This is a genomic window from Xanthomonas sp. F10 (assembly GCF_014206815.1).
In the GTDB taxonomy this organism is placed as follows: Bacteria; Pseudomonadota; Gammaproteobacteria; order Xanthomonadales; family Xanthomonadaceae; genus Xanthomonas_A; species Xanthomonas_A indica.
The window spans coordinates 1,307,671-1,318,964 of sequence record NZ_JACHNP010000001.1 but is presented as its reverse complement, the minus strand read 5'-3'; the positions used below and the strand labels follow the sequence as shown (position 1 = coordinate 1,318,964).

The 11,294-nt window shown below is 68.4% G+C and carries 5 protein-coding genes; all 5 read right to left on the bottom strand.

Annotated elements, in window-relative coordinates; genetic code table 11:
* Positions 1–63: 63 nt before the first annotated feature.
* Positions 64–2,307: a methyl-accepting chemotaxis protein gene (locus tag FHR56_RS05855; RefSeq protein WP_160946677.1), complete on the bottom strand. Its 2,244-nt coding sequence runs from the start codon at positions 2,305–2,307 to the stop codon at positions 64–66.
* A gap of 245 nt (positions 2,308–2,552) precedes the next feature.
* Positions 2,553–4,919, bottom strand: coding sequence for a methyl-accepting chemotaxis protein (locus tag FHR56_RS05850; protein WP_184502434.1), 2,367 nt, complete (start codon positions 4,917–4,919; stop codon positions 2,553–2,555).
* 13 nt (positions 4,920–4,932) lie between these two features.
* Positions 4,933–5,694, bottom strand: a complete 762-nt coding sequence (locus FHR56_RS05845; protein ID WP_160946678.1) for a transporter — start codon at positions 5,692–5,694, stop codon at positions 4,933–4,935.
* A 227-nt stretch (positions 5,695–5,921) separates the two neighbouring features.
* A complete protein-coding gene (locus tag FHR56_RS05840; RefSeq protein WP_160946679.1) occupies positions 5,922–8,570 on the bottom strand; it encodes a methyl-accepting chemotaxis protein in 2,649 nt (882 codons plus the stop codon).
* A gap of 374 nt (positions 8,571–8,944) precedes the next feature.
* Entirely contained in the window at positions 8,945–11,191 is a 2,247-nt protein-coding gene (locus FHR56_RS05835) for a methyl-accepting chemotaxis protein (protein WP_160946680.1), read from the bottom strand.
* Positions 11,192–11,294: the final 103 nt, after the last annotated feature.

Below are 11,294 nucleotides of genomic sequence, written 5' to 3'. Positions count from 1 at the left end.
GCGCATGGTGCACTGCCTGCACGGAATCCGGTCGCCATGCCCGCGGCATGGCGACCGTGCGACTCAGAACTCCTGCCAGTCGCCGCCGACCGCAACCGCGGCGCGCTTGACGGTCTGCCGCTGTGGACGCGCCGCCACCTTGGCGACCCGCGGCGCGCTGGCCGCAACGGACGGCACCGGCGCTGGATGTACGCCAGCGGCTGTGCCGCCGATGCTGTCGATCTTGAACAAGGCCACCGTGCTGGTGAGCTGACCGGCCTGCTCCTCCATCGAACGTGCCGCTGCGGTGGCTTCTTCCACCAGCGCCGCGTTCTGCTGGGTGGTCTCGTCCATCTGCACCACGGTCTGGTTGACCTGCTCGATGCCGGCGGATTGCTCCTGCGAGGCCGCCGAGATCTCGCCCATGATGTCGGTGACGCGCTGTACCGAAGCCACGATCTCGCTCATGGTGCGGCCGGCCTGGTCGACCAGGACCGAGCCTTCGGCCACGCGCGTGACCGAATCGTCGATCAGGCCCTTGATCTCCTTGGCGGCACCGGCCGAACGCTGGGCCAGCGTACGCACTTCGCTGGCGACGACGGCGAAGCCGCGGCCCTGGTCGCCGGCGCGGGCCGCTTCCACCGCGGCGTTCAAGGCCAGGATGTTGGTCTGGAAGGCGATGCCGTCGATGACGCTGATGATGTCGGCGATCTTCTTCGATGCCGCCTCGATGCCGCTCATGGTCGCGACCACCTGGCCGACCACGCTGCCGCCTTGCGAGGCGACCGAGGCCGCGCCCACCGCCAACTGGTTGGCCTGGCGCGCGTGCTCGGCGTTCTGCTTGACGGTGGAGGTCAGTTCTTCCATCGATGCGGCGGTCTCTTCCAGGCTCGCGGCCTGCTGTTCGGTGCGGCGCGACAGGTCGTCGTTGCCGGCGGCGATCTCGGTGGCGGCGGCACTGATGCTGACCGCCGCGGTCTGGATGCGGCCGACAATGCCGGTCAATTGATCGGCGGTGGCGTTGGCATCGTCGCGCATGGTGGCGAACACACCTTGGAACTCGCCTTCCATGCGTGCGGTCAGGTCGCCGGCGGCGATCGACTGCAACAGCGCCGACAGCTTGCCGAGGTTGTGGTCGCTCACTTCCATCATCGCGTTGAGGTCCTGCACCATCAGGCGGAAGTCGTGCTGGAAGTGCGCGGCGTCGCCGCGGGCGCTGAAGTCGCCGGCCGCGGCGGCCGCGGCCAGGCGCTTGATCTCGGTGTTGATCGCCAGCAGGCTGGCCTTGGCCGCGTCCATCGATTCGTGCAGCACCGCACGGCTGCCGGGCAGGCGGCGCGCGTCGCGGCGCAGGTCGCCGTTGGCGTATTCGTTGAGGACGCCGATGGCGTCGACGATGGCGTCCAGGTGCTCGAACATCATGGTGTTGATGCCCTTGCTGAGCTCGCCGTACACGCCCGGGAAATCCTGCGGCATGCGGTGACTGATGTCCTTGTCGGCATGCAGTTCGATCATCAACGCAGTTTCGCCGGAGAAGCGCTGCAACTGGCGTTGCATGGCATCCATGGCCAGCAGCAGGCGGCCGGGTTCGTCGTGTGCGTCGGTGGCGACGTCGTTGTCCAGGCGCCCGCCGGCGATGGCCTCCGCGGCGCGGGTGGCACGGCTCAGCGGGACGGTCAGGCTGCGGGTGATCGTCCACGACAGCAGGGCGCTGAGCAGCAGGACCGCCACCCCACCGGCGATCAGCAGGTTGCGGCCGGTGACCATCGCTTGCGTCGCCTTGACGTGGGCGAGCTTCATCTGCGCTTCCTGCAGGGTGACGTTCTCGCGGATCTTGGCCTGCCAAGCCAGGGTGGCTGGGCGCGAGCGCTCGCTCAGAACCGTCTGCGCCTCGGCGTTGCGGTGTGCGGTGGCGAGCGCAATCACTTCATCGTTCATGGCGCGCGCGGCGGTGCGGGCGGCATCGATGTCGGCACGCAGCTTCACCGCATAGGCGTTGGCGGGCGGGAATGCCTCCAGTTCGTTGCGCAGGTCGGTATAGCGCTGGCGCTTGGCCTTGATTTCCGCCAACGCCTGATCGTTGAGTTCTTCGCGCGTCTCCATCGCCAGCGTGCCGAGCGCGATCAGGATGCTGGAGTTGGCGTCGAGCATGCCGTTGCTGATCCGGCTCTTTTCGACGTTCACCTTGACGATGTTGTCCAGCTCGGTGCGCGTGCGTGCCATGGACAGCAGGCCGATGGCGACCAGGGCGCAGGACAGCAGGATCAGCAGGCCGAAGGCGCCGCCGAGACGGCGGCCGACGTTGTAGCGTTGCAGGAAGGAGTTCATTGGTCGACCTCTTCGTTGACGATGTTCCTGGAGCATCCAGGGCCTACTGCGTCCAGACGGGCTCCAGCAGCGCGTGTGCGCGTGGAGCGGCGGGGCGTGGCGGTCAGAAAAGAAGCAAGAAAACCAAGTGCCTTTGCTGTTCGACTCTGCAACGCCGTCGCTCGAATGTGATATCGGCGTGACGGCGGATTACTCGATGGGTCGTTGGTCGTAAGACAATTCCCGACGCTGTCTAATTCATTTCCCTACGCGGTGAGCGGCTGCCACTGCGTGCCGATCGCGTCGGCGATGGCCTGGGCATTGGCCTGCGGCGCGTGCGCGGCGGCGATCGTTGCGGGGGCATGGTTGGGCGCGGTCGCGGCAACGGCGCTGGGTGCAGGGGCGGCGCTGCGCACGGCCTGCTGTTCCACCCGGAACACCGCCACTGCATCGCTCAACTGCGCGGCCTGGTCCTCCATCGACCGTGCCGCGGCGGTGGCTTCCTCGACCAGCGCGGCGTTCTGCTGGGTGCTCTCGTCCATCTGGGTGACGGTGCGGTTGACCTGCTCGATGCCGGCGGACTGCTCCTGCGAGGCCGCGGAAATCTCGCCCATGATGTCGGTGACCCGGCCCACCGAGGCGACGATCTCCTGCATGGTCTGGCCGGCACGCTGCACCAGCTCCGCGCCGGTGGCGACCCGCTCGACCGAGTCGTCGATCAAGCCCTTGATCTCCTTGGCGGCGTTGGCCGAGCGTTGCGCCAGCACGCGCACCTCGTTGGCGACCACCGCGAAGCCGCGGCCCTGTTCGCCGGCGCGCGCCGCTTCCACCGCGGCGTTCAAGGCCAGGATATTGGTCTGGAAGGCGATGCCGTCGATGACGCTGATGATGTCGGCGATCTTCTTCGATGCGGTCTCGATGCCGCTCATGGTGTCGACCACCTGGCCGACCACGGCGCCGCCCTGCGAGGCCACCGCGGCGGCGCCGGCGGCAAGCTGGTTGGCCTGGCGCGCATGCTCGGCGTTCTGCTTGACCGTGGCGGTCAACTCCTCCATCGAGGCGGCGGTCTCTTCCAGGCTGGCGGCCTGCTGCTCGGTGCGTTGCGACAGATCGCTGTTGCCCTGGGCGATTTCGGTGGCGGCGCTGTGGATGTCGCCGGCGGCGCGCTGGATGCGGCCGACGATGTCGGCCAGGCGCTGGGCGGTGCCGTTGGCGTCGTCGCGCATGGTGGCGAAGATGCCGTGGAAGTCGCCGTGCATGCGCGCACCGAGGTCGCCGTCGGCCAGCGCGCTGAGCAGCCGCGAGACTTCGGCGATGCTGATCGCGTTGGCGTCGAGCAGGCCGTTGAGTTGCTGCGCCAGCATCAGGAAGAAGCCCTGCTTGCCGGTGCGGTCGATGCGCTGCGACAGATCGCCGGCGGCGGCGCTGCGCACCACTGCGGCCACTTCCGCCTCCACCCGCGTCTCGGCGGTGCGGTCGCGCCATTCGCAGACGAAGCCCAGGTGCGCGCCCTCGGCGTTGCGGATGGCGGAAATCTCCTGCGCGATGCAGACCTCGCGATAGCGCACCTCGCGCTGCGCCGCACCCTGCCGGTCCAGCCGCTGGTAGATCTCCGCGTCCTGCGCATTGCCGACTTCCAGCAGCGTCACCGACTGGCCCAGCAACGGCGCGGAACGGTCGAATGCGGGCGCGCAGGCGCGGATGTCCTCGGCGTGGGTCTGCAGCAGGGTCTGCAATGCGGTATTGGCGTAGATGATGGTCAGGTCGGGATCGGCGATGTACATACCGGTGGACGCGTTGTCCAGGGCGGTGCGGATGCGCAAGTTCTCGGCGGCGACGCTGCGCTCGCGTTCGATGCGCTCGCGCAGTTCGCGCTGCATGCGCGCCAGCGCGGCCATCAGGCTGCGACCGTGCCTGGCCGCCACCGGGATGGGCTGGTCCAGGCGGCCTTCGGCGATATGCTGGGCTGCGTCCATCGCCACCCGCGGCTCGCCGCCGAGCAATTGCGCGACTGAACGCAGGATCCAGGCCGCGGCGGCGGCCAGGCACAGTACGGCGACCAGCACCGCGCCGGCCTGCTGCCAGGTGGCGCGCTGGCTCTGCTGTTCGGCGGCTTTGCGGCTCTGCTCGTTCAGCGCCAGGATGCGGTCGCTGATCGTATCCATCTCGGTCTCCAGCCGCGCGAACTGCGCGGTGAAATCCGCATAGGCGGCGCTGCTGTCGCCGTGGGTTTCGGCCAGCGTCACCACCTTGTCGGCGGCGGCGATGTAGCGCTGCAGTGCGGGCCCGGCGGCATCCAGTTGCGCGCGCAAGGCGCCGTCCAGCGGCAGCTTCTGGTTGTCGTCCAGCGCCTTGCGGAACTCGCCGGCGTGTTCGCCCAGGGAGGCGCGCGCGGCCTTAACCCCGTCCGCATCCTGCCGCGCCGCTGCCAGCAACGCGGCGGTGACGTCGCCGCGCAAGGCATCGTGCATCATGTCGGCCTGCATGTGGTTGCGCAGCGCGTCCGAGGACGTGACCTGGGCCGCGACCGAGCGCAGCAGGCCTTGCTGCGCGGTGTAGCCGACCCCGCCGAGCGCGAGCAGGGCGAGCACCGCCACCAGCACCAGGACGCCGAGCATATGCATGATTTTCATCGGTGTGGCCCGATCAGAAACGGAAGGACAGGCCCGCGCCGAGCGCGTGGTCCGGCGAACGGTCGTTGAGGCCGCGGCTGTACACCACGTCCAGTTGCACGTCCTGGCTGAGCAGCCAGGCCGAGCCGACGTCGAGCAGGGCGATGGTGCCGCCGTCGTCGGCATGCGCGATCTGCGGCAGGGCCAGCTCCACGAACGAGCGGCTGCGTTCGGTCCAGGCCTTGCCCAGCACCACGCCGAAGATGCCGGCGGTGTAGCGATGCCCGCCGTCGCCTTCGTCGCGGATCACGCCGGGCATCATCCCCAGCGAAACGCTGTCGCTGAGCTCCCATTCGGCGACCAGGCGGAACGAGGGACGGGCGCCGCTGCCGCGCACGTTGCGTGCGCCGCTGGGCAGGTCCACGTGCAACAGCCAGGCCAGCGAGGCGCCGCCGATCTCGCTGGCCAGGTGATGCTTGAGCCCGAGCGAAATGTCGGAGAAGCCGGAGACGTCGTCGCCAACCGGGACGTCGACGGTCTGCCAGCCATCGGTCTCCACGCGCAGTTCCCAGGCCGGTCCGATGCCGTAGCGGAACAGGGTCGGCGTGGCGTAGCCATCGACATCGCCGTCGCGTTCCCAGGCCACGCTGGTTTCCACCTGCAGGCGGCGGTCGCCGACGGTGAGGCTGGATTCGACGAAGTCGGGGCGATCGGTGGCGATCGGCTCGGCCTCGGCGTGCGCCAGGCCGGCGAGGCCGCACAAGGTCAGACAACTGGCGATAACGCGTAGCTTCATGTGCGGCTCCCATTGGCAGTTCGGTCGGAACCGTGGGGCCGCGCGCAGTGCGGCCGGCGCCGGGGCACGTAGTGCGGCCCCTGGCACGGCAGTTCCGCTTTCTATATCGACCCTGAATGCGGTTTCTTTACGAACGTGACGTGCTAGGCGCTCCGCGTCCGCCACGGCGCCAGGCGGCCGACCGCGCAGCGCGCAGGGCGCTCGCGGTGGTGGGGATCAGGCGCGGGTCAGAACTCCTGCCACTGCCCGTCGTCCGGCGCCGTGGTCGCGCGCGGGGCCGTCTTCAACGGGGCCGCAGCCGGTCGCCGAGGCGGTGTCGCCTTTGCCGCGGGAGCGGGCGGCACGGGACGGCGCGCCGGCGCCGGGGCGGCGATCGCCACGGCGGCGGCGGTCTCGAGCTTGAACAGCGCCACCGCCTGGTTGAGCTGGCCGGCCTGGTCCTCCATCGACCGCGCGGCGGCGGTGGCTTCCTCGACCAGTGCCGCGTTCTGCTGGGTGGCCTCGTCCATCTGAGTGATGGTCTGGTTGACCTGCTCGATGCCGGCCGACTGCTCCTGCGAGGCGGCGGAGATCTCGCCCATGATGTCGGTGACGCGCTGCACCGAAGCGACGATCTCCTGCATGGTGGTGCCGGCCTGCTCGACCAGCGTCGCGCCCTCGGCGACGCGCTCGACCGAATCGTCGATCAAGGTCTTGATCTCCTTGGCCGCGTTCGACGAACGCTGGGCGAGGGTGCGTACCTCGCTTGCGACCACGGCGAAACCGCGGCCCTGTTCGCCGGCACGTGCGGCTTCCACTGCGGCATTGAGCGCCAGGATGTTGGTCTGGAAGGCGATGCCGTCGATCACCGAGATGATGTCGGCGATCTTGCGCGACGAGGCCTCGATACCGTTCATCTTGTCCGAGACCTGGCTGGCCAGTGCGCCGCCTTGCGAGGCCACCGAGGCCGCGCCGGCGGCCAACTGGTTGGCCTGGCGCGCGTGCTCGGCGTTTTGCTTCACGGTGGAGGTCAGCTCTTCCATCGAGGCCGCTGTTTCTTCCAGGCTGGCGGCCTGTTGTTCGGTGCGGCGCGACAGGTCGTCGTTGCCGGCGGCGATCTCGGCCGCGGCGCCGTTGATGCTGATCGCGGCGGTCTGGATGCGCGCGACGATGGCCGCCAGCTGTTCGGCGGTGGTATTGGCGTCGTCGCGCATGGTCGCGAACACGCCCTGGAAGTCGCCATGCATGCGCGCGGTCAGGTCGCCGGCGGCGATGGCCTTCAGCAGCGTGGACAGCGCCTGCAGGTTGCCGTCGGCGGTGGCCATCAGCTGGTTGAGACTCTCGACCATCAAGCGGAAGTCGTGTTGGAAGCGTTCTGCGTCACCGCGCACGCTGAAATCGCCAGCCGCGGCGGCGCCGGCCAGATGCTTGATCTCGCTGTTCATCGCGGTCAGGTTGCGCTTGACCGTGTCCATCGTCTCGGTGAGCACCGCCTTTTCGCCGGGCAGGCGGTCCATGTCCTCGAACAGGTCGCCGATGGCATAGCGCCCCATGATCTGCGCCAGGCGTTCGGTCACCGCGATATGCGCCGCCGCCAGGGCATTGCTGTCGCGGACCATGCGCCCGTAGTCGCCGGGGAAGGCGCTCTCGTCCATGCGATAGCTGATCTGGCCGGCATCGTGGCGCTCGGCCATCGCCTTCTGCGCGTCGAGCACCGCGCGCAACTGCTGCTGCATGCGCTGCAGCGATCCCAGCAACTGGCCGAGTTCGTCGTTGCGCGCATACTGGATGCGGCTGTCCAGGCGGCCGGCGGCGACCGCGCTGGACACCTCCACCGCGCTGGCCAAGGGCTTGACCACCAGCCGCCGCAGCAGCAGATAGAGGCCGCCGCTGAGCAGCAGCGCGGCGCACAGGCCGACCGCCGCGATGGTCCACAACAGGTTGCGCGCCTGCGCCATCAGCACCGCCTTCGGCACCGCCACGCCCAGCGCGAAACGCTCCTGGGCCTGGCCGATCTGCAGTGGCACATACACTTCCACGTCAGTGGCGCCGGTCTGCGGATCGACCGTGTCGCGGCTGACGGTCTTGCCCTGGGCGATCTCGGCCAGCAAGGCGCGGGTGGCCGGATCCTGCAGCTTCTTGCCGACCAGTGCGGGATCGCGGTCGGCGATGATGGCACCGCCGGGCGACAACAGGCGCACGCGGCCGGCACCGAGCGGACGCAGCTTGGCGACGCGCTGCTGCAGCGCGGCCAGGCCGAAATCGGTGGTGACCACGCCCAGGAACTTGCCGTCTTCCAGGATCGGCGTGCTGACCGTGGTCATCAGCACCTTCTGTCCGGCAATCTCGTAATCGTAGGGTTCGGCCACGGTCGGCCGCAGCAGCTTGCGCGGATTCAGATACCAGTCGCCAGCGCCGGCCACCTCGTAGTCGCGTAGCGGATCGCGCACAAGTTTTCCGTTCTGCCAGGACCAGTACACCATGTAACGGCCGCTGGCGTCGTGGCCTGCGCTGTTGGCGTAGTCCGCATCCTTGCCGTCCAGCGCCTGCGGTTCCCACAGCGTGCCCATGCCGGTCCAGTCGGGGTGCTGCTGCAGCTCGCGGCGCAGGCTGTCGCTGAACAGGTCGCGCGCCTTGTCCTGGCCGCGCTGGGCGAGCAGGGCATTGGCCAGCGCCTGATTGGAGACGGCGGATGCGCCGATGGTGTTGCCGATGCGCTCCGATTCCAGGCGGGCGGTGTCGGTCATGCCGACCTTGGCGGAGGCGAGCAGGGCGGAACTGCTGCGCGCGTAGATGATGGCGGCGGTAATGCCGAAGCACAGCAGGGCGATCGCGGCCACGCCCAGCATCAGGCGGGTGGCGACACTGCTCGGGCGTGTGGCGGACGTCGTGGGCATCGCGGTCGTCTCGATGAGAGGAATGGAGAGATCGCGCGCGTCATCGCCTCGGAAAGCGTCTTGCGTTCAGACAAGCCAGGCAGGGAGCATGCGCGATAGGCCGGTTATCGGCACAGCGTCCCAGAAATGTAGTCGGTGCTTGTGGACCGTCGCGCCGTGCGGGCCGCCTCCATGTAGATGGCGCTGCGGGCTCCGGCCGCGCGGTGGACCCTTATGCATCCCGCGATCGGCGAGGGGGCGCGCGAACGACGCACTGTGTCGCCGGCGCGGCGGCGACGCATGGCCGCAATAAAGATGTGTGGCCCCAACAAAAAAGCCCCGGGAGCGGATCGCTCCCGGGGCCATTGGTGCCAACGCGTGACACTAAGGCGCGCTTAGAACTCCTGCCAGCTGTCGTCGCCGGCCGCGACCGGCCGGGCCGCCGGCCGCGCCGGGCGCGCGGCGGGCTTGACCACCGGCTTGGCGGCCGGCCGGGCGACCGCGCGGACTGGTGCGCTCGGCGCGCGCGCGGCCGCCGACTGACCGGCGTGGCTGCTGCTCGCATCGATCTTGAACACGGCCACGGCCTGGCTCAGCTGACCGGCCTGTTCTTCCATCGAGCGCGCCGCGGCGGTGGCTTCTTCCACCAAGGCGGCGTTCTGCTGGGTGGTCTCGTCCATCTGGGTGACGGTCTGGTTGACCTGCTCGATGCCGGCGGACTGCTCCTGCGAGGCGGACGAGATCTCGCCCATGATGTCGGTGACACGCTGCACCGAAGCGACGATCTCCTGCATGGTCTTGCCGGCCTGGTCGACCAGCGCCGAGCCCTGCGCGACGCGGCCGACCGAGTCGTCGATCAGGCCCTTGATCTCCTTGGCGGCATTGGCCGAACGCTGCGCCAGCGTGCGCACCTCGCTGGCGACCACGGCGAAGCCGCGGCCCTGTTCACCCGCACGGGCCGCTTCGACCGCGGCGTTGAGCGCCAGGATGTTGGTCTGGAAGGCGATCCCGTCGATGACGCTGATGATGTCGGCGATCTTCTTCGACGACGCCTCGATCCCGCTCATGGTCTCGACTACCTGGCCGACCACCACACCGCCCTGCGAGGCGACCGCCGCCGCACCGGTGGCGAGCTGGTTGGCCTGGCGCGCGTGCTCGGCGTTCTGCTTCACGGTGGAGGTCAGTTCCTCCATCGACGCGGCGGTTTCTTCCAGGCTGGCGGCCTGCTGCTCGGTGCGACGCGACAGGTCGTCGTTGCCGGCGGCAATCTCGCTGGCGGCGCCGTTGATGCTGACCGCGGCGGTCTGGATACGCGCGACGATCGCCGCCAGTTGCTCGGCGGTGGCATTGGCGTCGTCGCGCATGGTGGCGAACACGCCTTGGAACTGGCCGTGCATGCGCGCGGTCAGGTCGCCGGCGGAGATGGACTGCAGCAGGGCGGACAGGGCCTGCAGGTTGCCGTCGGCGGTGGCCATCAGTTGGTTGAGGCTGTCGACCATCAAGCGGAAGTCGTACTGGAAGCGTTCGGTGTCGCCGCGCACGCTGAAGTCGCCGGCCGCCGCGGCGCCGGCTAGGTGCTTGATCTCGCTGTTCATGGCGGTCAGGTTGCGCTTGACCGTGTCCATGGTCTCGGTCAGCACGGCCTTTTCGCCGGGCAGGCGGTCCATGTCGTCGGACAGGTCGCCGATGGCGTAGCGGCCCATGATCTGCGCCAGGCGCTCGGTCACGGCGATGTGCGCGGCGGACAGGGCGTTGCTGTCGCGGACCATGCGCCCGTAGTCGCCGGGGAACGCGGTTTCGTCCATGCGGAAGCTCATCTGGCCACCGTCGTGGCGCTTGGCCATGTCGGCCTGCGCGGCGAGCACCGCCTGCAACTGGCTCTGCATCTTGTCCATGCTCAGCAACAGCACACCGGCCTCGTCCTTGCTGCGCAGGTCGATCGCGTTGTCGAGCTTGCCGCGGGCGATGGCGTCGGCCACGCCGATCGCGGTGCCGAGGCGCTTGAGCAACTGTCGGCGGATCAGGATCGCCATGCCGATCGCGGCGAGAATCACCAGCAGATTGCCCAGCAGCACGGCCCACTTGTTCTGCGCACGCACAGTTGTCAGGGTTTCGTTGCGCTTGGCCAGCAGTCCGGCTTCCTCGTTGTGGAACTCAGTGAGCAGGCTGCGGATCGATTGCATCGCCTTGCGGTCGCGCGCTTCACGGAATACAGAGGCAAGTGCCGCCGGATCGTTGGACTGCTCGCGCAGCGCGGTCACCTGCTTCTCCACGCCGACCAGATCGTCGAATGCGGCGTGCAGCTTCTCCAGGCGAGCCTGCTGCCGTGGATTGTCTGCGGTCAGCTGCTTGGCCTCGGCGAAGTCCTTGTCGAAATTCGCCTGGCCATTGATGAAGGGCTGCAAGTGTTGCTTCTCGCCCGAGAGCATATAGCCGCGTGCGCCGGTTTCGACGTTCAAGGCGTCGATCCCCATCTTGTCGCCGGTGGCCAGCACCTTGTAGGTGTGGTCGTTCATATCGGCAGCCATGTTGAGCGAGGACAGGCTGCTCAGGCTGATCGAGCCGATGATCACCGTGATCAACACGATGACGGCAAAACTGAGCGCGAGCCTGGCGGAAAGACTGAGATTCTTGAGCGTCATCGTTGTAGTCGTCCTGATGGGTGAAGCATTGGGGATGGCGTACCCCTTGCCGGAGGCGTTGGGCGCTGCCTTATCTATTTCGGCTGTGAATCAAAATCATCAA